General features: G+C 66.5%; 14 protein-coding genes and 2 tRNA genes. 6 read left to right on the top strand and 10 right to left on the bottom strand.

All coding sequences use genetic code 11. The features are described 5' to 3' along the window. Positions 1–37 precede the first annotated feature (37 nt). The 5 genes from lon to A39O_RS0124380 all read left to right on the top strand — a co-directional run bounded on the left by lon (position 38) and on the right by A39O_RS0124380 (position 5,206). Entirely contained in the window at positions 38–2,494 is a 2,457-nt protein-coding gene (lon, locus tag A39O_RS0124400; protein WP_026199716.1) for an endopeptidase La, read from the top strand. 193 nt (positions 2,495–2,687) lie between these two features. Beyond that, positions 2,688–2,960, top strand: a complete 273-nt coding sequence (locus A39O_RS0124395) for an HU family DNA-binding protein (protein WP_020507280.1) — start codon at positions 2,688–2,690, stop codon at positions 2,958–2,960. 13 nt (positions 2,961–2,973) lie between these two features. Next, a tRNA-Val gene (locus A39O_RS0124390) sits at positions 2,974–3,049 on the top strand. Positions 3,050–3,051: 2 nt separating this feature from the next. Then, positions 3,052–3,128: transfer RNA gene (locus A39O_RS0124385), tRNA-Asp, on the top strand. Between the two features lie 137 nt (positions 3,129–3,265). Next, complete coding sequence (locus A39O_RS0124380) at positions 3,266–5,206, top strand: SurA N-terminal domain-containing protein (protein WP_020507279.1); 1,941 nt, start codon at positions 3,266–3,268, stop codon at positions 5,204–5,206. 416 nt (positions 5,207–5,622) lie between these two features. Here A39O_RS0124380 and glgC read toward each other — a convergent pair whose 3' ends face one another. After that, complete coding sequence (glgC, locus tag A39O_RS0124375; protein WP_020507278.1) at positions 5,623–6,894, bottom strand: glucose-1-phosphate adenylyltransferase; 1,272 nt, start codon at positions 6,892–6,894, stop codon at positions 5,623–5,625. A 131-nt stretch (positions 6,895–7,025) separates the two neighbouring features. Here glgC and glgB point away from each other — a divergent pair, with 131 nt between their 5' ends. Further along, a complete protein-coding gene (gene glgB, locus A39O_RS0124370; protein ID WP_020507277.1) occupies positions 7,026–9,362 on the top strand; it encodes a 1,4-alpha-glucan branching protein GlgB in 2,337 nt (778 codons plus the stop codon). A gap of 341 nt (positions 9,363–9,703) precedes the next feature. On the opposite strand, the gene A39O_RS42315 is transcribed toward glgB, so the two are convergent. The 9 genes from A39O_RS42315 to A39O_RS37075 form a co-directional block, all read right to left on the bottom strand. Then, the gene (locus tag A39O_RS42315) at positions 9,704–11,614 is read right to left on the bottom strand and encodes a S8 family serine peptidase (protein ID WP_157640388.1); all 1,911 of its coding nucleotides are present in this window, start codon (positions 11,612–11,614) and stop codon (positions 9,704–9,706) included. An 18-nt stretch (positions 11,615–11,632) separates the two neighbouring features. Then, positions 11,633–12,820 carry a hypothetical protein gene (locus A39O_RS0124360; RefSeq protein WP_020507275.1) on the bottom strand — a complete coding sequence of 396 codons (1,188 nt, stop codon included), beginning with the start codon at positions 12,818–12,820 and terminating at the stop codon, positions 11,633–11,635. Positions 12,821–13,102: 282 nt separating this feature from the next. Next, complete coding sequence (locus tag A39O_RS41875; RefSeq protein WP_020507274.1) at positions 13,103–14,122, bottom strand: OmpA family protein; 1,020 nt, start codon at positions 14,120–14,122, stop codon at positions 13,103–13,105. A 58-nt stretch (positions 14,123–14,180) separates the two neighbouring features. Further along, positions 14,181–15,917 (bottom strand): caspase family protein, encoded by a 1,737-nt coding sequence (locus A39O_RS0124350; RefSeq protein ID WP_083924874.1) that lies wholly within the window; start codon positions 15,915–15,917, stop codon positions 14,181–14,183. A 72-nt stretch (positions 15,918–15,989) separates the two neighbouring features. Further along, complete coding sequence (locus A39O_RS0124345) at positions 15,990–17,891, bottom strand: DUF3160 domain-containing protein (protein WP_026199715.1); 1,902 nt, start codon at positions 17,889–17,891, stop codon at positions 15,990–15,992. Beyond that, positions 17,888–18,412: a DUF4384 domain-containing protein gene (locus A39O_RS0124340; RefSeq protein ID WP_169338488.1), complete on the bottom strand. Its 525-nt coding sequence runs from the start codon at positions 18,410–18,412 to the stop codon at positions 17,888–17,890. Before A39O_RS0124340 ends, A39O_RS0124345 begins: the two co-directional genes overlap by 4 nt. Positions 18,413–18,505: 93 nt before the next feature. Further along, positions 18,506–19,909 (bottom strand): caspase family protein, encoded by a 1,404-nt coding sequence (locus A39O_RS0124335; RefSeq protein WP_020507270.1) that lies wholly within the window; start codon positions 19,907–19,909, stop codon positions 18,506–18,508. A gap of 87 nt (positions 19,910–19,996) precedes the next feature. Continuing rightward, on the bottom strand, positions 19,997–21,046 hold the full coding sequence (locus A39O_RS0124330) for a DUF4384 domain-containing protein (protein ID WP_020507269.1): 1,050 nt from the start codon (positions 21,044–21,046) through the stop codon (positions 19,997–19,999). Between the two features lie 141 nt (positions 21,047–21,187). Further along, a complete protein-coding gene (locus tag A39O_RS37075) occupies positions 21,188–22,894 on the bottom strand; it encodes an SUMF1/EgtB/PvdO family nonheme iron enzyme (protein WP_020507268.1) in 1,707 nt (568 codons plus the stop codon). Between the last annotated feature and the right edge of the window lie 549 nt (positions 22,895–23,443).

Here is a 23,443-nt window from a genome sequence, read left to right as displayed (position 1 = left end):
CGTCGTCACCCCACAAGTTTCAGCAAAGAGAGCGTCAATGGCACAGCACGAGTCCTCGCGATCCCCATCCACGGCCCCCCAGGAGGTACCGGTCCTGCCGTTGCGTGATGTGGTGGTCTACCCGCACATGGTCATCCCGTTATTCGTGGGCCGGGACAAATCCATCCGTGCGCTCGACGGGGCCATGGCGAACGACAAGCAAATCCTGCTGGTGGCCCAAAAGAGCGCGGATGTCGATGATCCGGCCGTGAAGGACTTGCATGAGATCGGCACCCTGGCGAACATCCTGCAGCTCCTGAAGCTCCCCGATGGGACCGTCAAGGTGCTGGTGGAGGGGAATCAGCGGGCACGCATCGAACGCTTTCTCACGACCGAAGAGTCGTTCTCCGCACTGATCGAGCCGCTGACCGAGACCCTGGAAGCAGACGATCGCGAGCAGGAGGTGCTGATCCGCTCCGCCGTCTCGCTCTTTGACCAATACGTCAAGCTCAATAAGAAGGTTCCGCCGGAGGTCCTGACCTCGCTGTCGAGCATCGATGAGGCCGGTCGGCTCGCCGACACCATGGCCGCGCACATGTCGTTGAAACTCGATGAGAAACAGCGCGTTTTGGAGATGATCGACATCCAGGTGCGGATCGAGCACCTGATGGGGCTGATGGAATCCGAGAACGACATCCTCCAGATGGAGAAGCGGATCCGCGGACGGGTCAAGCGCCAGATGGAGAAAAACCAGCGCGAGTACTACCTCAACGAGCAAATGAAGGCGATCCAGAAGGAACTGGGCGAACTCGACGAGGCCCCCAACGAGATCGAAGAACTCGCCAAACGCATCGAAAATGCGGGGATGCCGAAGGACGTCAAGACCAAGGCGCTGGCCGAACTCAATAAGCTGAAACTCATGTCGCCCATGTCGGCCGAGGCGACCGTGGTGCGCAACTATGTCGACACCCTGGTCAGCGTCCCCTGGAAGGAGCGCACGCGCATCCGCAACGACATCCGGGTCGCCGAACAGGTACTGGATAAAGATCATTACGGACTGGAACGGGTCAAGGAACGTATCCTGGAATACTTGGCCGTACAGCAGCGGGTACGCAAGCTCAAGGGTCCGATCCTGTGTCTCGTCGGCCCGCCGGGCGTGGGAAAGACCTCGCTGGGGCAGTCCATCGCGCGCGCGACCAATCGCAAATTCGCCCGCATGTCCCTTGGGGGCGTGCGCGACGAGGCCGAGATTCGCGGCCATCGGCGCACCTACATCGGCGCATTGCCGGGCAAGATCATCCAGAATCTGTGTAAGGTTGGTTCGCGCAACGCCTTTTTCCTGCTGGACGAGATCGACAAGATGGCAATGGACTTCCGGGGCGACCCGGCCTCTGCCCTCCTGGAGGTTCTGGACCCGGAGCAGAATCATACGTTCAACGACCACTACCTCGAGGTGGATTACGATCTCTCTGAGGTGATGTTCGTCGCGACGGCCAACACCCTGAACATTCCGCCGGCACTGCTGGACCGCATGGAGGTGATCCGGCTGTCGGGTTACACGGAAGATGAAAAGGTGGCCATTGCGGAACGCTATCTAATCCCCAAGCAGATCAAGAACAACGGGCTCAAGGAAGGGGAGTTGACGATCCGCGAAGCCGCCCTGCGGGATATCATCCGCCATTACACGCGCGAGGCCGGCGTGCGCAACCTCGAGCGGGAAATCTCCAAGATCTGCCGCAAAGTGGTCAAAGAGGTTCTCCTCAAGAAGCGCGGAACCGGCACGGTGGTCGCGGCCAAATCGCTGGAGAAGTACCTGGGAGTGCAACGCTTTCGCTACGGACGTGCGGACGAGCATGATCAGGTCGGTCAGGTGACCGGCCTGGCCTGGACCGAGGTCGGCGGAGAACTCCTGCGCATCGAGTCGGCCCTGGTCCCCGGCAAGGGCAAGTTCACCTACACCGGCCAACTCGGCGACGTGATGCAGGAGTCGATCCAGGCCGCCATGACCGTGGTACGTTCACGTGCCGATGCGCTGGGCATCGTCCCCGACTTTCATAACACCTTCGACGTGCATATCCACGTGCCTGAGGGGGCGACGCCGAAAGACGGTCCCAGCGCCGGTGTCGCCATGTGCACTGCCCTGGTGTCGGCGCTGACCAAGGTGCCCGTTCGCTCGAATGTCGCCATGACCGGCGAGATTACCCTACGCGGCGAGGTGTTGCCGATCGGCGGATTAAAAGAGAAACTGCTGGCCGCCCATCGGGGCGGCATCGATACAGTGATTATTCCAAGCGAAAACGCGCGCGACCTCACTGAAATCCCAAAGAACATCCAGCAGAATCTCGATATCCGACCGGTCCGCTGGATCGATGAGGTGCTGGAGATCGCCTTGACACGCAGACCCGAGCCGATTATCACCGCCGCTGAGGGCGGAGACGGGGCGAGTCCGCAGGAAGCGACCCCCGAGCAGCCGGCAGATCCGGCGCGTGAGCAGCCGGTGCGGACGCATCACTGACTTTTTCGACGTTTCTGGGGCAGAGTCGGCGAAACCGGGTTGCCCCGTTACTGAGTCCGCTTTAGCATTCGCGAACGCGTGCGATGCCTCCGGTTTCGGTTGCCAGACTATCCCGACAGGACTTCGACCGATCGCACGCGGGGTAGGACATGGTTTGCTCGCAGAGCATTGGTCACGACATTTGGGGGAATAAATGAACAAATCGGATCTGATTGAGGCGATGGCGGAGGCGGGTGACATCCCGAAGGCGGCGGCTGGCCGGGCACTCGATGCGTTGACCGACGCGATCGCCGTCGCGCTGAAAAACGGAGACACCGTCTCCATCATTGGCTTTGGGACCTTCTCGGTAAAGGAACGCGCCGCACGCACCGGACGCAACCCCCAGACCGGCGCCGCCATTGAGATTGCTGCATCAAAAAACCCTGGCTTCAAGGCTGGCAAAGCCCTGAAGGACGCGATACAATAAGCGTTCGTCTTTAGGGTGCTTAGCTCAGCTGGGAGAGCATCGCCCTTACAAGGCGAGGGTCGCAGGTTCGATCCCTGCAGCACCCACCAAGGGAGCGGTAGTTCAGTTGGTTAGAATACCGGCCTGTCACGCCGGGGGTCGCGGGTTCGAGCCCCGTCCGCTCCGCCAACACAGATGCGGGGTATCCGTCCTGGATACCCCGTTTTCGTTTGTGTCGATTTCACGCTATCCTGCGGTGCCCCGGTCACCGACGCTGTCGGCGGCGGCTCCGTTCCATCCTCAAGACCCCGTGCGAGTATAGAGACATGCTGCAGACCATCCGGGACCGCGCCCACGGCTGGATCGCCTGGACCATCATCATCTTGATCAGTATCCCGTTTGCACTCTGGGGTATCAGTTCCTATCTTGACGTCGGCGGTGAACCGGTGGCGGCCTCGGTCAACGGGAATGACATCCTCGAACGTGAACTCGATCGACGGGTTCAGACCGCGCGCATCCAACTGCATGAACGCCTTGGCGCGGCCTACGACCCGGCCCAGTTCGACGATCAGCGCCTGCGCCGCGAAGTGCTCGATGAGATGATCCGCGAGACACTCCTGACCGATATCGCCAATCGCATGGGTCTGCGCGTGTCGGATCAGGATCTGCGCGCCCAGATCCTCATGGAGCCGGCGTTCCAGAAAGAGGGTCGGTTCGACCATGCCTCCTACGAGCAAATCCTTCAGTATCAGGGGCAATCACCCGCCATGTTCGAGGCGCAGTTGCGTCAGCGGATCATCGGCAGCCAACTGATTCAGGCGGTCACCGGCAGCGAACTGGTGACCAAGGCCGAGCGGTCGCAATACCAGCGGCTGACCAAACAGCAGCGCGAGGTCACCTGGCTGCGACTGCCGCTCGAGCGTTTCCAGGGACAAGACCCCATCGACGAGGCGGCGATCACCGCCTTCTATGATGCCAACGCGGCGCGTTTTCAGATCCCCGAGCAGGTGAAACTCGCTTATCTGGTCCTGGACGTGGCCGGACTGGCCGCGAAAAACCAGGTCTCAGACGACGAGATACGCCGACTCTACGACACTGACCAGGCCCGTTTCGGCCAGCCGGAGCGGCGCCGAGTCCGGCACATCCTGCTGACGCTGCCCCAAGACGCCGACGCGGCGACGGCGGCGGCCGTGCTGACCGAGAGCCTGTCCGTCCGCCAACGCATCCAAGGCGGCGAGACCTTCGACGTGGTCGCCAAGGCGGTCTCCAAGGACCCCGGAAGCGCCAGCCAGGGCGGGTCTTTGGGCGAGATCGAGAAGGGCATGATGGACCCGGCCTTCGAGCAAGCGGCCTTTTCGTTGTCTGTCGGCGACCTCAGCGAGCCGGTGCGCAGCCGTTTTGGCTACCACCTGATTCAGGTGGAAGCCATTACCCCCGCTGCCGTCAAACCGTTCGAAGAGGTCCGCGAGCAACTGCGTGGGGAGCTGGCGAAGCAGCAGGCCGAGTCCATGTTCTACGACCTGGGAGAGCGCCTGGCAAACGTCGTCTATGAGTCGGCGGACAGCCTGGAACCGGCGGCCCAAGAACTCGGCCTGGAGATCCAGCACAGCGACTGGATCGGCCGTCAGGGCGGCGACGGCGTGCTGGGTCACCCGAAAGTGACCGGCGCCGCATTCAGCGACGAGGTCCTCCACGAGGGTCGCAACAGCGACTTGATCGAGCCCGAGAAGGACGTGTTGCAAGCCGTGGTCGTGCGTGTCGTGGATCACCGCGAGGCCAGCACCCGGCCACTGGACGAAGTGCGCGATGAAATCGTCGCCGACCTGCGCAAGGAGCGCGCGCGCAAACTCGCCGCGGAGGCCGCGTCCGTCGGTGCGGATCAACTCCGCGGCGGCGCGGACTGGTCGACCGTGGCGGGCGAGGGCAAGATCGAGGAGTCCGGGCTGGTCGGCCGCAATGACCCCAAGCTTCCGGCTGCCGTGCGCACGACCGCCTTCACCCTCCCGATCCCGGCCGCCGCAAGCACCAGCATCGGCACGGCCACCCTCGAGAACGGGGATGCGGCCATCGTGCGGGTGAGTAAGGTCGAAGACGGCCCGGTCGAGACCGTCGGGCCTGATGGGAAACCAGCCGCCGCCGACCCGTCGTCGATGCTCGGTCAATTGCTGGGGCGCCAGGCCTTCGACGCCGTGCTCAAGGATATGGAGGCCCGCGCCAAGATCGAGCGCAAGGCCCTTACCGCGTCCGCCGGGGGCGGCGAAGGCTGAGGGGAGATAGCGGGGGATCTTCGCCGGAGCCTTGATCATCGTTCAGGCCAGCGACGGCTTGTCCGCAACTGGATGTCGAGGCTCCAGCCGGTGGCGACTCCAGAGATCTTGAAGAAAATCAGTATTTCATGCACGCCGGACCGGCTAACGGCCATGGCAAGAACATCAAGCCACCCCGAAAGACGAAAGTCCCTCGTGGGAGCGGCGTCCCGCCGCGATGCGGTGCCGCGGTGACCTCGAACGCTGCGGCTATGCGCCCGGCCCCGTCGCGGCGGGACGCCGCTCCCACAGGGTCGCTGCGCGACTTTCACGGTAAAGCCTCACCTCCAGCGGCCGGAAGGATGACCAGGGCCGGGACATCGCCGCCCGGACGACGATCAACGCCGTCCGGGACGATCGCGGGAACCGACGCAACGTCAGCGAATCTGGTTGATCCCCTGACCCAGCATCTCCGGAGAAACCAGGGTAATCCCTCGTTCCGTAACGAAATACCCGGCCTTGCGGTCCGCCGCGGCATCGAAGCCGATCACACTCCCCTCGGGAATCGAGCAGAAGCGGTCGATGATGGTATTGCGAATGCGGCAACTGCGGCCGATCTCCACGTCCGGCAGAAACACCGAGTCTTGAACGTAGGCGTACGAGTTGACGCGGACGTTGGAGAACAGCAGCGAATGCCGCACCGTGGACCCGGAGATGACGCAGCCGCCGGAGACCATCGAGTCCACCGCCATACCGCGCCGATCATCGTCATCGAAGACGAATTTCGCGGGCGGCAACTGTTCCTGATAGGTCCAGATGGGCCAGTCCCGGTCGTAGAGGTTCAGCGGCGGGGTCACACCGATCAACTCCAGATTAGCCTCCCAGAAGGCGTCCAGGGTCCCCACGTCGCGCCAGTAGGCTTGTTCGCCGCTGCGCGGGTCGCGGAAACGGTGCACCATCACCCGATAGCGGGCGATGACCCCGGGGATGATGTCCTTGCCGAAATCATGGGACGAGTCCTTGGTATCCGCATCCTTGATCAGTTGCTCGAACAGGAAACCGCGATTGAAGACATAAATCCCCATGGAGGCCAGACAACGGTCTGGTTGTCCGGGGATGGTATCCGGCACTTCCGGCTTCTCCTGAAAGCCGATCACCCGACCGTCCGCCTCGGCGGTCATGATGCCGAACTCGAGGGCGCGCTCCCGCTCCACCTCGACACAGCCGACCGTCATGTCGGCACCGCTCTCGACATGCTGGGCGATCATGGCCCCGTAGTCCATCTTATAGACGTGATCGCCGGCCAGAATCAGGACGTAGTCCGGATTGTGGTTGCGGATGATGTCCAGGTTCTGGAAGACGGCATCCGCGGTGCCGGCGTACCAGGACGTCTCGGCCACCCGCTGCTGCGCCGGCCACAACTCGACAAACTCGCCGAATTCGCCGCGCAGGAACCCCCATCCCTTCTGGATGTGCAGGATCAGCGAGTGGGCCTTGTACTGCGTGAGCACGCCGATCCGCCGGATGCCCGAGTTGATGCAGTTCGATAGCGGAAAGTCGACGATGCGGAACTTGCCGCCGAAGGGAACCGCCGGCTTGGAGCGCCAGGCGGTTAGATGCTTGAGACGCGAGCCCCGCCCGCCGGCCAGGATCAGGGCCAGCGTGTTGCGGGTCAGGCGGCTGACGAACCGTGGGTTCGATGCCGACATAGATCCTCCTGGTGGAACCGTCGTAGTGATCGTCGTTTTGATCATTGGTCGGCACTGGGGCGTCCCCGCCGACAGCCTTATGGTACCATCCGAAGTCGTCGAGGCATCCACTCGCGGAGGATAAAATCACAATGACCACCCCCAAGCCCGCCGCCCCCAAGCTTCCCGAGCCGCTCGCGCGAATCGTCGAGGCCCGTCACCACGACCCCTTTGAGGTACTGGGACGGCATGCGGCCGGTGATCGTGTCACGGTATGCGCCTTCCTGCCACGCGTTCAGCGGGTCCGCATTCTGGAAGCGGACGCGGAAATGATCCGGATCGAGGGCACCGACCTGTTCACCTGGGAGGGCGCGGCGTCGCAGGTTCCCGAGCGCTACCGCCTGAGCTGGGAGGACAAGGCCGGCATCCAGGGTGTGGCCTATGACCCCTACTGCTTCCCGCCCCAACTCGGCGACCTCGATCTGCACCTCTTTGGTGAGGGCAAGCATTGGGACGCCTTCCGCTTTCTCGGCGCGCATCTGGGCGAGGTGGACGGCATCAGCGGCGTCCAGTTCGCCGTCTGGGCACCCAACGCCGAGCGCGTCAGCGTGGTGGGCGACTTCAACCATTGGGATGGGCGCGCCCACACCATGCGGGTGCGCGGCGGTTCCGGGGTCTGGGAACTGTTCATCCCCGGCATCGGGGCGGGCGGATACTACAAGTACGAAATCCGCGATCATGCCGGCAACGCCCACGTCAAGATCGATCCCTACGCCAACGCCTTCCAGGCGCGCCCGGAGACCGCCGGGCTGATCATGGCCCCGAGCGACTACCAATGGCGGGACGCCGCCTGGCTGAAAGAACGGGCGGCGATGGACTGGCAGCGTCGCCCCTTCTCCATCTACGAAATCCATCTCGGTTCCTGGCAGCGGGATGAAGATGGCAACTTCATGAATTACCGCGAGCTGGCAGTCCAGCTCGCCGAGTACGCGCTGGAATTGGGCTTTACCCATATCGAACTGCTGCCGATCACCGAGCACCCGCTGGACGCCTCCTGGGGCTACCAGTGCACCGGCTACTTCGCGCCGACCAGCCGCCACGGCACCCCGGACGACTTCCGTTTCTTTGTCGATCACCTGCACAGCCACGGCATCGGCGTGCTGCTCGACTGGGTGCCGGCCCACTTCCCCAAGGATGCCTATGCCCTGGCCCGTTTCGACGGCACGGCACTCTATGAGCACGCCGACCCCCGATTGGGCGAGCATCGCGACTGGGGCACCCTGATCTTCAACTTCGGCCGTAACGAGGTGAAGAACTTCCTGCTCTCCAGCGCCCTGTACTGGCTGGCCGAGTTTCACATCGACGGGCTGCGCGTCGACGCGGTCGCCTCCATGTTGTACCTCGACTACTCACGCAAGGCCGGTGAGTGGGTCCCGAACAAGTACGGCGGCAACGAGAACCTGGAAGCAGTCGACTTCATTCGTCAGCTCAACGCGGTCACCCACGAGCAGCATCCCGGCAGCCTGATGATCGCCGAGGAATCAACCGCCTGGCCGGCCGTCTCGCGCCCGACCTATCTCGGGGGCCTCGGCTTCAGCATGAAGTGGAACATGGGTTGGATGCACGATACCCTCTCCTACATGGAGAAGGACCCCATTTACCGCCATTATCACCACGACCTGCTGACTTTTGGCCTGCTCTACGCCTTCACCGAAAACTTCGTCCTGCCCTTCTCGCATGACGAGGTGGTACACGGCAAGAAGTCCATGCTGGACAAGATGCCGGGGGATGCCTGGCAGCGCTTCGCCTCACTGCGTCTGCTCTACACCTTCATGTTCTCGTACCCCGGCAAGAAGTTGCTGTTCCAGGGGTGTGAATTCGGCCAAGGCAAAGAGTGGAACTTCGGCGAGGCCCTGGACTGGAAGCTCCTGGAGCGCCCCCAGCACAAGGGCCTCAACGCTATCGTCTCCGACCTCAACCGACTCTACCGCGAACAGCCGGCGCTGCACGAAGTGGACTTCGACGGCGCGGGCTTCGAATGGATCGACTGTCACGACAGCTCCCAATCCGTGCTGAGCTATGTCCGTAAGGACCGCGCCGGCGGGGCCCTGGTCGTCGCCGTGTTCAACTTCACCCCGGTGCCGCGCACCAACTATCGCATCGGTGTCCCACAGGCAGGCTTCTGGCGCGAGGCGGTGAACTCGGACGCCGAGGTTTACGGGGGCAGTAACGTCGGCAACCAGGGTGGTGTCCGGTCGGAGGAAGTCAGTTGGATGGGCCGGCCGCACTCCATCCCGATCGCCTTGCCGCCTTTGGGTGGGCTGATCCTGGTCCATGAACCGCTGCCGGAACCCAAGAGCGCGGCCGCGGCGACTGTTCCTTCCGCGGTGAAAGGCGCGGCCGAACCGGCTGCACCGGCCGTGGCGACGCCCGCTGCCGACTTGGCCGCGGCACCGTCCGCGGGTCAGACCGAGGAAACCCCGGCCTGACACCAAGCGGCGACCCACGCGGGTCGCCGCTTGGAACCCCATTCCAAAACAGCGGCTGCTCACAGCAGTTCCAAGTGTGGGTGGCCACCGCCGGCAGCGTGCCAGCGGCGAGGCTGACGGTGGATGCACCGCGCTTATCCACCCTACAAAACCGGCGTCGCTGTAGGGTGGATAAGGCGCGCCGCTCGGTGTCAGGGATCCGGCACGGCGGTCGCGCGCGCCGCATCCACCAAGGGTCGCGCGATGCCGCCCAAGTTTGGAATTGCTGGGCCGCTCATGCCAAACTTGAATCGCTTGTTCGATTACGACAACGAGTGTTTAACTCATTTCCGACTCGTTACTTATCGGTTATTCCGGATGGCATCAATGATTTGCCGCATGGGGTCGCCTTGTCCTGCACCCCCCGACCCGGTATCGCCGGACGGGGGCGGAGAGACGGGCGGTTCCGCTTCACGCCCTGCCACCTGGACGTTACGGCCGTCAATGAGGCCGTGACCATAGGCGTTGTTGGGCACCGGGCTCCCCTGTGCCCGCACATGCTCCATCACCAACTGCCGCAGTTGGACCTGACCGGCGTCCGGGTGGAGCTGCTTGAACAGTGCGGCATAACCCGCCACGTGGGGGGTCGCGGCGGAGGTGCCGGGGAAGCGGCCGGCCTCCTCACCGCGCCCGTAGGCCGCCGAGAGGTTATTGTCGGGTGCCGCCACCTCGGGCTTGAGGCGGGCATCGTCGGTGGGCCCCTGGGAGCTGAATGACTCGAGCTGGTCGGAACGAACGTCCACTGCACCGACCGTCAGTGCCTCGCGCGCGGTCCCGGGACTGGCGACGCTGCCGGCGGCGCCCACGGGCTCCAGGGCGGACCCCCGTGCGAGCAGGTGCAGGCGGACCGGGCGACTGACGTTGGTGGCGCGCAGGACCACTCCATAAACGCCCGCGGGGACCTGCCCGCTGATGAATTCCATGGGTTGCCCTGAGCCTTGTTGCGGGCGCTCGGAGGCGGCCACCACCACGGGCTTGCCGTCCGGCCCTGGTCCGATCAGGAACAGGTCCAGGTCCTGACTCGCGGCGGGAGACTCGGGGTTAGTCCCCCAATCGTCCCAGGTGGCGAGCAGGTTCACCCGATCATCGGTCTGGATCAGGAGCAGGTCAGCCTCGCGACCGGTAATGTCCACGAAGCCGTTGCCGTTGCGATCCTGGGTGGCACCGAGCCAATGGGAATCGCCCTCGTTACCCGCCGCAATCGTCCACAGTACACCCTGTTCGCGCACCTGCGAATCCACCATCCGATCGAGCAAGGCGCGGCCGTTGAGCGGTCCGCCGTGGCCGCCGCCGGAGAAGCTGATGATATTGACTCCCTGGCTGACGAGCCACTGGGCGGCGGCGACGATCTGGTCTTCGGCGCCGTCGACTGCCGCCAGATAGAGTTGGGCATCCGGGGCCATCTCGTGGATGATCTCGGCACAGGCGGTGCCGTGGACCGTACTCGTCTCCAGTTGCCCGGCGCCGTTGAACGGCCGCGCCGCGACCGGGGCCGGCACCCGGCCGCGCCCCTGCAGTTCGCTATAGCGCTGGAAGCCGAAGTCGAGGATACCAACCTTGACCCCCTTGCCGGTGATCCCGGCCTGGTGCAGGCGGTCCGCGCCGGTGCGCCCCACGCCCTCGCCGAGAGGACCCTCAGCCCCTGGCGTCATTGGGTGGTAAAGCGGTTGCGGCGCGGCGTAGTCGAGTGACTTGGCGCCGGACAGCTCGGTGATCCGGGGCGCCGGCACGCGGGCATACACCACATCCTGGAAGCGCGCGGTGACCTCCCCGCCGAGCGCCCGGACCTGGCGCTCCAGCGCCTGGGGATCGGCGCCGCTCAGGCGCACCGCCACCTTACCCTGGCTGACGGCGAGGTCGAGCGTCACCGCCTTGGCCGCAAGATCCGCCCCTGAGCCCTTCTGCTGCGCCAGCTCGGCGAATTCCAGCAGCGCCGGGTCGATGCGGGGGTGCTCGGCGAACAGGGCCTTGGGGGCCTTGGGCGCGGGCAGCGGCACGTCGGCGGCGTTCAGTCGCTCCGGGTGCCAGGCGCCGGACTGCTGGCCGCTGGGGGCGGCCGGCGGACGGGCGGTCGCCGCCGGCACCGGCCCCCCGTTGCCCTGACCGAGTCGCGACCGTTGCTGGTCGACGGCATCCGCCAACCCGGCCGCCTGCGCCGTGGCGGCGGCAAGCCACAGACCCGCCAGACTCGCGGTCATCAATCGCTTTGACATCGCTTGTACTCCTTAGATTCAGGGTTGTTGCAACGGGGTTGCCGCCACGCGGGTGGCGGACAGTGCTTTCAGGTCCGTGTGCGCACCCAGCGCCGCGATGGCGGCCGGCGGTACACGGACGAAGAGGACCTCTTCAAAGCGGCTGACCACCTCGCCATTGGCCTGAATGATCACCGGTTCCAGCGCGACGGCCGCCGCGGGGGAGGTCGCCGCGAGCTTGACCCGCACCAGGTCGCCATCGACCAGGACCCCACGGGTCGCGGCGAGTGCGCGCCAGTCCTGCCCCGCCTGGGCGGCGGCAATCACCGCGGTCAGATCGTCCTCGATCCGGGCGGCCGGGGGCGGGGGCTTGGGCAACGCATGGTCCCAGCCCTGCAGGTAAGTCGCGGGCGGTGGGGTCGTCTTAGCCGCCTCAGCGCCGGGGTCGCCGGCGAGATAGGCAGCAAGCTCGTAGGCACTCACCGCGCCGTTGCTGTCGCGGTCGGCCGCGCCCTTCAGGCCCGCCAACAAGCGCTTGGTGTAGTGGCCGCCCTGGGGGGTGTCCAGTGGCGACAACCCGGGCACGGCCGCGCAGAAGACATACAGTGCCGCATCCGGTGCGGCCAGGCGCTGCGCGAGGGCCGCGGGGGCGCACAGTGCGGTGTCGCCGCGGCTGAAATCCAGCATCAGCCAGACGCGTAAGGCGCGGGAATCCGCAATCCATTGCGACAGCTCATCGCCGCCGATGACGGTGGCCGGATCGAGTTGCCGGTGGGCGCCGACCTCCTGGAATGCGGCCCCGGCGCTGAGGAGTGCGCCACCCTCGTTGTATCCGGAAAAAAAGAACAGCAGATCGCCCGGCGGCGGGCCGTCCGCACCCTGGATGGCAGCGCGCACGGCCTCCTTGGTCGCCGCGGCACCGCTCAGATGACTGACCGCGACCCCGGGGATGGCGCCAAACCAGGCCGCCATGGCCGCCGCGTCCAGCTCGGCGACTGCCAAGCCGTTAGACAGGGAGGGGATCGGTTGATTGACCCCCACCGCGATGACCCGCATACCCTGCGGACGCTCCGGCGGGGGCTCCTGCGGGGGCTGGGGCATACTCGTCGCAAGCCCCGCGGCGAGGCCCGCGGCGAGGCTGGTGCTCGCCAGCGCGAGGCCGGCCAGTCCCCAGCGGCCCAGATGCCGCGCCCGGCGCTTCCAATGATGGTACTTGTTCGCGTGCATCGCATACTCCGCTGCGTCGGGTGACGGGTTGTTGTGCTATCGAATCCGGGTGTCGGGTGTTTGATCAAGCGCGGCCTTGATCGAAATCCCGGCCGGCGGCGTGCGTCGTCAGGGCTTCCAGCCCTGACCGTGTCAGGCCAGGATGGCCTGACGACGCACCCGGCGAGCCCAAGTGACCGGAATCTTGATCGAGGCCGGGCGGACTGGGCGCGGCGCTCGATCGCGCTGCATCCACCCCCGCTGACCGGGGAGCGTCGCTGGATTGCGGACAGCGGCCCGCATTCATTGCGGCAGCACCACCGCCACCCGGCGGTTGAGCGGCTGGTCGCAAGCCGGCCGCTGATTGCCGGTCGGATAACGCGGCTCGCGCTCGCCGCGACCCTCGCCGCGCAGTCGGCCGCGCAACTCGGGGTAGTCGCGCTCGATCAAGGCCGCCACCGCGCGCGCGCGCCGCTCCGACAGGTCCTGGTTGAAGGCCTCCTCGGCACACTGATCGGTGTAACCGATGAGGCCGACCGTGCTGGTGCCGGGGGCCGGGCCGGGGGCCGGACTCGACCCCGGGCTCGACTCCGGGCGGGGCCGCGGGTCGAAGCCCTTGCTCGCCCCGGCGAGATACCGCCCCAATTCGGCGACGGCCTTCAGGCCGGCCGCGTTGGGTTGATCCTGGTTGGTGTCGAAGAGGATGTAGAGATCCAGTCGCGGCCGGGCATCGAAGCCACGCTCACAGGTCTGCCCCTCGCCGCAGACCCCAAAGCCGCGCTGCGCCTTAAAGAAACGGCCGATCGTCTCCGCGCTCATGTCCTGCCGTTCCGGGTTCTGGTCGATAGCCATCTGGACCCCGGCGAACCACGCGGGCCCCGGTGCGGCGGCCAACCCCTTGGTCGCGGGTCCAGTCGCCGCCGTCTCACTCCGGGCGAACAGTGCGCGCGCCGTATCGGCTGCCGCCAGGGCCTCGGCGACTTCACCCAGTGCCAGGCTGGCTTGGGCCTGGCGGCCCAGGATGGCGCCCTGCACCTGCGGGTCGCTCTCCGCCAGATCCATGGCCTGCCGCAGCGCCGCAGCCGCCGCCTGGGGTTCGTCGCGCGCCAGCCGGGCCACCCCGAGTTGGTAATAGGCCAGGGTCTCCGGGCAGGCTTGTACTGAACGTTCCAGGAGTGCGGTCCTGTCCGCCAGGTCACCGCTCGCCATCGCCTGCTGATAGAGCCGCGCGCCCTGATCGCAGTCCGCGGCCCTGACCAACAGCGGCAGCATCGCCAGGACGAACGCGCTGCCGCGTACCAACTGCTTCGATTTCGATTGCATTGCGTCGTCTCCATTACAGCAGGGTGCCGCGGGGCAGGACGCCCCGGCTCCATGGTTATTACTTGGCGGGTCGCTCCTGGGTGATCAGCGCCAGCGTGGCCACCGCCACCCCGGTGGGGTTGGCGGCGACGGCGGCGACGATCTGCTGGTAGAGCGACTCGTTGGTCGCGAGCTTGGCGCGACCGACGAGCGCCTCGAGAAAGGCCGGGCGCTCGGTGAAGGCATAGGCCACCACCAGGTCAGTGCCCAGCGGGTCCTGGACCACGAGCAGGGGCGTCCCCGCCGCCGGGATGGTCAGCGACTGCCCGGCGGCGAGCGGGGCCGCCTCGCCGGCCACGTAGGGATACAAGGCCGCGACCTCGCCTGAGGAGTCCGCATACAGGATGACCAGCCACGCCTGGCGGTCGAGCTGCAGGTTCAGGCTGAATTTCTCGCCGCGAAAGAGCCGGCTGCCGCGGGTCTCATCCGACAGACCCAGACGGAAGCGAAACGGGTTGTCCGCGTCCCCTCGCCAGCTCATCTGATGAAACCAATTCAGTTGCATCACCCGGTCGTAGACCAGCGCGCCGGCGTCGGCCGCGAAGGTGCTCACCGCCTCACCACCCCCGGTGCTGAGTGTCAGTGCCTGGGCGGTGCGCTTGATCACCAGATCGGCGGTTCCGGAAACCAACTCAAGGCCTGGGGCGCGTGCGAGCTGCTCGCGCAACGCGGGGAGCGTCCCTTCCAGACGGACCCGGTAGGGGGGACGCGCGGTCGGCCGCGCCACATTGCTCGCGGTGTGTCCGAAGAGGCTGCGCTGCGCCAACTGGTGTTGGTCCTCCTTGGCCTGCGGCAGACTCTGTGGTTGGTGGTCGTGCCCCTTGGATTTGACCTCACGCACCAGGGCGGCCTTCAGCTCCTCATGGCTGAGCTGCCCGTCACCGTTGCCATCCGCGGGCAACTGCCCGGCGAGTACCCGCAACAGTGCGTCGGTAAAAGCCCCGTGGGGCTTGCCGTCGAGGGTGGGACGTTGCCGCAGCAGCGCCTGCGGGACGTCGTCCGCCTTCTCCCAGTCGCTGGCCGCGGATAGGAAAAAGACTGAATCGTAGGGCCAGGGATCCGCCGGCGGACGGTCCGCCGAGCCGTGGCGGCGGCGCGTCATCGGGTCGTCATCGGTGATGGCCCGGCTGAAATCCTGATAGCGGGCCGGGAATCCCAGCATGCCGCGCGCGGCGCTGCCGGAGTAGCAGCTATCGAAGAGCACCGTGAGGCGCCGTCCGCCCTGGTCGAGTTTGGCGAACCGGGGCCGCAGGTCATCTTTGCCCACGATCAGCGACTTCACGACCTCGTGTACCGAGGCGCGCAACTTTGCGTCCGCGGGCACGATCGCGCCGCTGCTCTGGGGCAGGGGCAGCGAGGTCAGCGGATCGGCGGCGCTGGTCCCGTGGCCGCTGAAATAGAACAGCACCTCGTCACCTGGAGCGGAGCCCTCGGCCAGGGCGTCGAGACCCCGCAGAATGGCGGCACGGGTCGCCTCCCGGTCCACCAGGGTATGCACATCCGGCGCGGCGAAGCCCCAGCGCTGGATCAATAGATCACGCAGGACGGTCACGTCGTGGGGTGGACCCTCAAGACCGTGGATCGCCTCGTCCTGATAGTCGCCCACCCCCACCAGCAGGGCCAGGTTCCTGGCCTGACCAGGGGCCGCGGCGGCGACGAGCGCCAGGGCCAACAGCAGGCCCCCGCGGCGGCGGGGCCTGGTCGGCGCGCCGCCCACTCGACCCAAGAACCTGCGATGATCTCTGGCCATACTCATGCAACTCCGTCTCGTTGGCAGTCTCTTTGCCCTCTCCCTGATGGGCAAGGGTTTGGGTGGGGGGAGCGGCCGTTACGGCCCCTTGGCCTCGGCCGCCAAGCGCGCCCGCCAGCCGGCGTCATCCAGCCGTTGATCCAGCGGCTGTTTGAATTCACGATGACTCAGGCGGGCCCCGCGCGCCTTGCCCTGCGTCACCACCACGGCGTCGGCGATGGCCTCTTCCACCACCTGACCAGCCGCCGGATTGACGTGAATATCCACCACGATCGGCGCATCGGCAGTCCCGCCACCCAGGGCGAGCAGGCGCCGGTCCAGGTCGTTGAGAAACGCCTGGTCGTCCGCCGCCGGCTGGTGCTGCTCGCTGATCTTCACCACCCGCTCCAGCAGCGTGCCGAACGCCTGCCAGGGCGCGGTGTCGGGCGCCTGCCGCTGCTGTTCGGCGACCAGCTTCCCCAATGCGCGGTACAGATCAGTCGAGGGCTCCAGGGTGGCGCCGGGGCGCGCCGGATCCAGTTCCAGCCCCTTTCCGGAAGCCGTGTATGACTGTTTGGCATAGAGCACGTCGAGGTAACGTTGCCAGGTCCAGAACGCGGCGGCGGCATTGTCGCGTGCCGCCCGGTCAGTCGCCGGTGCCGCGAGGGCGTCGCGCAGAAACCGCAGGTGGGCACCGTTGCCGCCCGCGGCCGCGTCGAGCATCTTACGTGCATCCCGAGCGGCCTCCTGATAGCCGGCGAACCGCTCTTCCCCGGCCTGCTTCAGCTGAGCCGCGGCCTGTTCGCTGCCGAGCAAGGCCAGCAATTCGCGATAGGTGGGATAGCCCTTGACTGGCTGACCGGCGATGACGGCCAGGCCGAATGGCGCCGTGCCGTCGGCATCCGCAACGCCTCCCTGATAAGCACCGGTGGCGTCATACACAAGGCGCTGGAAGGCGGCGCTGTCCGCGCTGTAACGAGCCGGCAGCAGGCGCCAGCCGGTGAGGACGTCGCGGGTCGTCAGTCCCGGCTCGAGCCGGTCGGCATCCACCAGCCCGCCAAGTATCCGGGGCTGGTGCCCATGCGTCTTCGCGTAGGCGAGCAGCGCTTGGGCCACCGCCGCCGGGGCGGCGTCCGGGTGCGCGGCGCGGACCTGCCCCAGGTCAGCGTCGCTCAGATCGTCGGCCGGCCCGAAATGCCAGGCGAGCAGTCCCTCCAGCGTGTCGCGCTGTTCCTTCAGCCGCGGATCGGCAGCGATGACGTCGACCAGTTGCAGCGCCTGGACGGTCATCCGGGCGGCCGTCTCCGGGGTCACACCGGTCGCCGCCGAGCCCTGGACCGGGAACAGCAGTGCCCCGGCGTAGCGCATGGCGCGGAAATAAGCGGCCAGCGCCGGGTCCTCGGTGTAGCGCCCGCGCGGCTTGAACTGGCCGTAGTCGAGCGGGTAGCCCCACAGCGGCGAGGGCGCGATCCCCTGCGCCGCGACCACCAGATCAAACTCGGCCGACGCCGGGCCCGCCGGCAGGGCCGCGCGCGCCGCGGCCTGGTCGGTACCGAGCAAGGCCAGCAGCACGGCCAGATAGGTCCGGTTGGCCTGGGTCGCTTGCGCGGTCACGGCCGGGGTTGCGTCCGGGGTCTGCGCCGCGGCAGTTGCGGTGGGCAGCGCCGCCAGTCCGGTGGCGAGCGCGGCAATGAAGTCGGCGAACCGCGGGCGGATCGCCTGGTCCTCCAGGGCCTTCGTCGCCTCCCGGGCCGCCAGGCTGTAGCCGATCAGCAGTAGATCCTCGGTGACATAATTGGGAATCCCCTCGGCGCGATTGCGGGCATACAGGGTGAGCAGGCCGGGGGCGGTCGCGGTCGCCGGGGTGCCCGCGACGGTCTGCACCGCTGCCGCCCCTGGGGCGCCGCCGACCGCCAGGGCCGGCAGTGCCGCGAGCAGGCCGGCCCCCGCGCACGCCAGCAACCGGCGCGCGCGCGGTCGAGACACCACGGCGGCGATCATTTCTGCACCTTCAGGACCTGCTTGGCCATACCCCAGGCCCCGCCTTCGGTCACCACGCGCACCGCCTTGCTCATCGCCGTCTTGTTGCCTTCGCCCTGGGCCAGGATGTCACTGATATCGGTATCGCCGGTAGTGACGATGAACGCGAAGATGCTGGTCCCGAGCGGCTCATCCGCCTCGAGCGTCCAGGCGGCGTCCGCGGGCGGGACCTGCTGCCAGGTGTCGGCGGTGATCGGTGCCTGCTTGGCCGCGGCGTTGGGGTAGACCAGACTGACCTCATCGGCGGGGTCGACCTGCACCACCCACAGCGAGCCGGACTTCTGCGAGCGCACCGAAAATTCGATCTTTTCGCCAACGGCTTCGTGCTCGGGCCCGCGCACCTCGACCGGGAAAGACCCCTCGCCGGGCTGGAGCTGCTGCAGGCTTTCCCAGTTTGGCCCGACGTGGACGTATTGGGTTTCCTCACAGCCAATGAGCAGGACAACGGCACCGCAGCAAATGAAACGGGTCAGTGAATGCATCATGATTCTCTCTGGTGATGAGCCGGCCGGGCACATTGTTCGGCGAATGACGAATCGGAATAGGTTAAGAAAACGAATGCCAACGACGGAGGCTCAACAACCCTCGCACACCTCCACCACCTGCTGGCCGGCACGCAAGGGCGGGTCGGTCTCCACGCGCTGGCGGGGGTTGAAGCCCCTGGCATAATCGGAGACTTCCTTGGTCGTCAGCGTGCGGAAGATGCCGGCGGTGCCCTTGGCCGACTCGGCGAAGAGGTTGGTCGACGTGGCACTCCAGATCGCGACGATGAGGTTACGACCCGCGCCGCTGGCGGGCAGGTCGAAGTTCATGGTCGCGTCGGGGATGTGCAGGGTGCCCGCCGCGACGCTGTTCCCGGTCCTCAAGGCATTCGGAAAAATCACCGTGGGCTGATCGCGCTCGTCCACATAGAGCACGTTGAGATAGCCCGCCTTGGGTACCTCGACCGTGATCTCCATCAGTGTGTTCGGGGCATACTTGCCGGCGTTGGTCCGCACCGTCAGGGGCGCCATCCGACTGGCCGCCGCCTGGATCTCGCGCCAGGCGGGACCCCCATCGGCGGGCGGTGCCGCGCCGCCGGTGTCGGCGCCGGGACGTTGGGCGATCGGCGCGGCGGCCAGCACCGGGTTGCCCTGAAGCTGCGGATGGAACTTGCCCTCCACCCCGGTCGTGGCCTGCCGCGCGAGTTCCTCCGGGGTGAGTCGATCCGGCGCTCCAGTGCCGAACGCCTTGACGATGGCCAGGGTAAAGAGGCTGCCGTCGCGCGTGGCAATCGAGGCCTCGTCGTCCTGGGCGGCGGCGATCATCACATAGTTGCCGCTCGCCGCACTCCTCGTCAGCCCCTTCGTCGCCATCGCCGCGGGCATCCCCTGGTACCAATAGGCCTTCGACACGCCCCCTTGCGCGGCCAGCGACCGGGTGGCGGCGCGCTGCAGTCCCTTGTCGGCCGTGCCGCTGTGGCAGGCATCGACCAGAACCAGCACCTTGCGGCTCGGGATCTGTGCGAGCAGAGCGGCCAACTGGTCGTCGACCAGCACGCCGTCGAGGGTGTCGCGCCCGTTGCGGCGGGCCGCGCGCAGGTCGTGCATGGTCAGCGCCTCGTCGGCGCCGTCGTCGGCCTCGTCCCCGCTTTCGTCGGGGATACGCGAACCGTGGCCGCTGAAATAGAGCAACACCCGGTCGGAGGCCGTCGTGCCCTGGATCAGCCAACTCTGAATCTTGGCGACGACCTGGTCGAGGGTCGCCTGCTGATCGGTGACCGTGGCGATCTCGGTGAACCCCAGCGCCTGGGCCAGCGTCCGCATTTGTTCGATGTCAAGGTCGATGCCTGGAAGATTGTTACGGCTATCCGCGTAGTTGCCGACCCCGATCAGCAGTGCGCGATCGGCGGCGTCGACCCTGGCAGGCAGGCCGGCGAGTACGCAGGTGCCGAGCAGGGCGGCGCAAGGCAGTAAGGCATAAGAGAGGTGTCGGCGCATGGGGTCCTCGCAGTGCAATTGCGGTCGTGTGGTTGGTGGGTGCCCGGCGGTGCCCCGCCGGGCGCTGCCGCGCGCGTCCGTCAGCGTTCAGCGCTCGACGCGGATCTCGCGCACCGCGATCATGGCCTGCGGCTCGCCATCCGGTACGATAGCCTTGGCTCCGAACCCGCTCGCCCGAACCCCCGGCAGACCGTCGAGCGCCGACTCGTCCACCTGGCCGTCCTCGCTGAACACGGCCGCCAGGGTGTGGGCGCCGATCGGGTCCTCGGCCCGGGCGCTGAGGTTGTACACCTTGTCGCCGGTGACCTTCTCACTGCGCAGCCGCGAGACGGTGCCGTCCGGCTCCACCGAGAACAGGGTCACCCAGCCCGAGCGGTCGGCTCCATAGGCGATGCGGATGCGTTCACCCTCGCGGTAGCGGGTCCGGTCGGTGTTGACGAAGGCCACGGCGCCGGCCGTATCGGTGGTGCCGGTGCGGTCCCCGCGCGGTGCCGCACCCGTGATCTTGACCTCGAGTTCGCGCACCGCCACATCCGGGTTCGGCTGATCGGTATTCGGTTCGCGCACCCGTACGCCCTTCTCGGCGAACATCCCTTCGAGTGCAGACTCCTTGGCCACCAGCCAGTCGCCTCCCTCCTTGGCCGCGGCCGCCTGCAGGTCGCCCGGGTCCGTGCGTTGGGCGCGGGCCAGGTCGATCTGACGCGCGCTGGCCACAAACACGAAGCGCTCGCGCTTGGCCTTGTCCGCGACGAACTCCAGATCCTTATCCGGCACGCGGAACTCGCGCCCGCCCCGGTATTTGTTGTTGGTGTGCCGGCGGCTCGGGATCAGCAGCGTGGCGTCGCCGGTGTCCTGGTCGACGCTGTAGACATAGAGATAAAAGGTGCGGTTGCCGCTGACCTTGAAGCGGATGGGCTCGTCGATGCCGAAGCTGTCTTTGGTTGACGCGACCTTCAGCGCCAGCCGGTCAGACTTGGTGTCGACGACCCGCACCGCCTTTTCCTCGGCGGCCGGTGCCGCGGTCTGCGCGAAGGCGGGGGCCGCCGCGGCAGCCGCGCAGGCCAGGAGCAGGGTCCGCAGCGCCCACCGGCGGGGGTGGGGGCGCTTGGCGGTCTGAGGGGAGGTGGCGACGTTCATTGGTCAACTCCTGAGGTGGGTTTGGTCGGCACTGTCACCGCCGGTCGGGCCGCCCGATGGCGTCCGCGGCGGCGTCATGATCAAGAAACGGATCGCTTGGCGGAAAATGACAAAGCGGTTGGGTGATTGACGGAAATCGCCTTAGGGGGACAGCGTCCTGGCAAGACGAAAGCCAAGACTGCTGTGCCGTCTCGTGGGAAAGTAAGAGCCGCGGTAAGCGCAGCGCACCTGCTTGAGTCCGTCGCCCCAACCGCTGCCGCGCCACACTCGCGGGGTCTTGCCGTCACGATTCTCGTCGCACTGGCGCTCGGCGCCGCCGTAAGACTTGGCATAATCCGAACAGGTCCATTCCGAGACATTGCCGAGCATGTCCTTGAGCTCCCAGGCGTTGCCTTGAAACTGCCCGACCGGGGCCGCCCATTCCTCGCCATCGTCGCAGGGAAAGCCGGAGTCCCAGCCTTGGTCGCGGTCGGCCAGATTCTCATAGTCGCAGGCCTCCGCATCCCCGTCGCCCCAGTAGCGCATCGTCTTGGTTCCAGCGCGGACCGCGTATTCCCATTCCGCCTCGGTCGGCAGCCGCCAGTCCCCGCCAATCTCCCGCTTGAGCCAGTCGATGTAGGCCGCGGCGTCGTTCCAGCTCACGCAACTGACCGGATGCTCCTCTTGGTTCTCCTGGTACCGGTTGGGCGTACGCCAATCGGCCCAGTCGCGCTGGCTCCAGGGGTCCTTGGCATCGTCGCGGTCATAGGTCCGGCAGCCATCGAAGCCGCCGGCGTCGCGTTCGGCGTCGCTGCGATACCCGGTGGCCGTGACGAAACGGCGAAACTCGCCCACCGTCACCTCCTGGACGCCCAGCGAGAAGGCCTCGACGCAGACCCGGTGCAGGCGCTCGTCTTTTTCACGGCCTTTTTCGGTCGCCGGGCTGCCCATCTCGAAGCAGCCCCCGGGGAGGCGGACCATGGCGGGTTCGGGAACCTTGGGTGCGGGCGCAGGGGATGGGACCACTGGACCTGGTGCGGGAGCAACCGCGGGAGCAACGGTCGGAGCGACCACCGAACCGGCGGCTGGACCGGCCAGATAATGCTTGCCGAGCAGGTTCCCCTCCTTGTATGGCAACTGGGCGCCGCCGCTCGCGGCCTTGACCGCCAGCGCAACCTCGTCGAAGGCATCCTCGATGTCGAGCCCCGGACGGTCGAGCACCCCCAGCAGGTGCTCCGTAAAGCGTCCGTTACGGCCCTGCGGGTTGTCGTCGGCGGTTTGATTGGGGCTGGCGGCATAGAGCACCAGGGTGCCGCCGTTCGCCGTCACCCGGCCGAGTCCCTTGCCGCCGCGCGAGGCGGCGTAGGGATTATCCCGGCAGGCATCGAGCACCACCAGGCTCACCGCGTCATCGGGCCGCCCGGCCAGCTCTTCGAGAATGGTATTGACGCTGATCCCTTCGCTCTTGACATCCGCCTCGCCCTCGATCCGGGCATCCACCGGCAGCAGATAACCGGCGCGATGGCTGTCCTGGATGCCGTGACCGGAGTAATAGAGGATGGCCAAGTCCTTGACCCCGCGGATCGACTCCAGAAACCGACTGACCTCCCGGCGCATCTCCCGCCCCGGGAGGTTGGTCAGCGGGACGACCTCAAAGCCCAGGCCGCGCAGTTTGGCCGCGACATCCTCCGCATCATGGACAGTGTTCGCCAGCGGCCGTTCGCGCTCGTATTTGGCATTGCCGATGACCAGTGCGCGGCCCCCGCCGGCCGCGGCCAGGGTGCTGCCCAGCAGCACGATCAAGCCCATACCGAGCGGCCGGCACCAGTGACGGAAGCCGCCGTGGTTGCGCTGCGATCGTCCCTTCATATCCGCCCACCTCACTCGGTCAATCGAGGTCTGTGCATCCGCTCTTGACGGTGAACTATATCCGCAGGAACGCGATAAATCCACGCCCCGGCGAGTGGATTAGTCACGAGTCAGAAATACGTTAAACAACGACAACGGCCGGGGCGCCAAAGGCAGGTTGTTTCGCTAGCAGCCTGTCGGACTTAGCCCCTAGGATTAGGGTATGAGTCAACATAAAGGCTTTTTGTTGCTCCACAATTTAAGGTGATTTCCGCGAAAAATCCAACCCGTAGGAGCCCGCTTGCGGGCGACGGGTGGGGGCACAATGACGCATCCAACCCGTAGGAGCCCGCTTGCGGGCGACGGGTGGGGCACAATGACGCATCCAACCCGTAGGAGCCCGCTTGCGGGCGACGGGTGGGGGCACAATGACGCGATTCCGGCAGGTCACGTCGCCCGCAAGCGGGCTCCTACGGAGCTTGATTCTTGATAGCGTCTTATTCGGAAATCGCCTAAAGTCCGACAGACTGCTAGGCCGGCTCAGGATCAGTTCGGGGCGCCCCCACGCTC

Origin of the sequence: Lamprocystis purpurea DSM 4197 (assembly GCF_000379525.1) — a bacterium.
In the GTDB taxonomy this organism is placed as follows: domain Bacteria; phylum Pseudomonadota; class Gammaproteobacteria; order Chromatiales; family Chromatiaceae; genus Thiodictyon; species Thiodictyon purpureum.
This window is presented reverse-complemented; position numbering and strand designations above follow the sequence as displayed.

What these genes read in the sequence shown, in the direction of transcription:
- lon (WP_026199716.1), top strand. Translation starts at nt 38, where the DNA reads ATGGCACAGCACGAGTCCTCGCGATCCCCATCCACGGCCCCCCAGGAG.
- A39O_RS0124395 (WP_020507280.1), top strand. Translation starts at nt 2,688, where the DNA reads ATGAACAAATCGGATCTGATTGAGGCGATGGCGGAGGCGGGTGACATC.
- A39O_RS0124380 (WP_020507279.1), top strand. Translation starts at nt 3,266, where the DNA reads ATGCTGCAGACCATCCGGGACCGCGCCCACGGCTGGATCGCCTGGACC.
- glgC (WP_020507278.1), bottom strand. Translation starts at nt 6,894, where the DNA reads ATGTCGGCATCGAACCCACGGTTCGTCAGCCGCCTGACCCGCAACACG.
- glgB (WP_020507277.1), top strand. Translation starts at nt 7,026, where the DNA reads ATGACCACCCCCAAGCCCGCCGCCCCCAAGCTTCCCGAGCCGCTCGCG.
- A39O_RS42315 (WP_157640388.1), bottom strand. Translation starts at nt 11,614, where the DNA reads ATGTCAAAGCGATTGATGACCGCGAGTCTGGCGGGTCTGTGGCTTGCC.
- A39O_RS0124360 (WP_020507275.1), bottom strand. Translation starts at nt 12,820, where the DNA reads ATGCACGCGAACAAGTACCATCATTGGAAGCGCCGGGCGCGGCATCTG.
- A39O_RS41875 (WP_020507274.1), bottom strand. Translation starts at nt 14,122, where the DNA reads ATGCAATCGAAATCGAAGCAGTTGGTACGCGGCAGCGCGTTCGTCCTG.
- A39O_RS0124350 (WP_083924874.1), bottom strand. Translation starts at nt 15,917, where the DNA reads ATGAGTATGGCCAGAGATCATCGCAGGTTCTTGGGTCGAGTGGGCGGC.
- A39O_RS0124345 (WP_026199715.1), bottom strand. Translation starts at nt 17,891, where the DNA reads ATGATCGCCGCCGTGGTGTCTCGACCGCGCGCGCGCCGGTTGCTGGCG.
- A39O_RS0124340 (WP_169338488.1), bottom strand. Translation starts at nt 18,412, where the DNA reads ATGCATTCACTGACCCGTTTCATTTGCTGCGGTGCCGTTGTCCTGCTC.
- A39O_RS0124335 (WP_020507270.1), bottom strand. Translation starts at nt 19,909, where the DNA reads ATGCGCCGACACCTCTCTTATGCCTTACTGCCTTGCGCCGCCCTGCTC.
- A39O_RS0124330 (WP_020507269.1), bottom strand. Translation starts at nt 21,046, where the DNA reads ATGAACGTCGCCACCTCCCCTCAGACCGCCAAGCGCCCCCACCCCCGC.
- A39O_RS37075 (WP_020507268.1), bottom strand. Translation starts at nt 22,894, where the DNA reads ATGAAGGGACGATCGCAGCGCAACCACGGCGGCTTCCGTCACTGGTGC.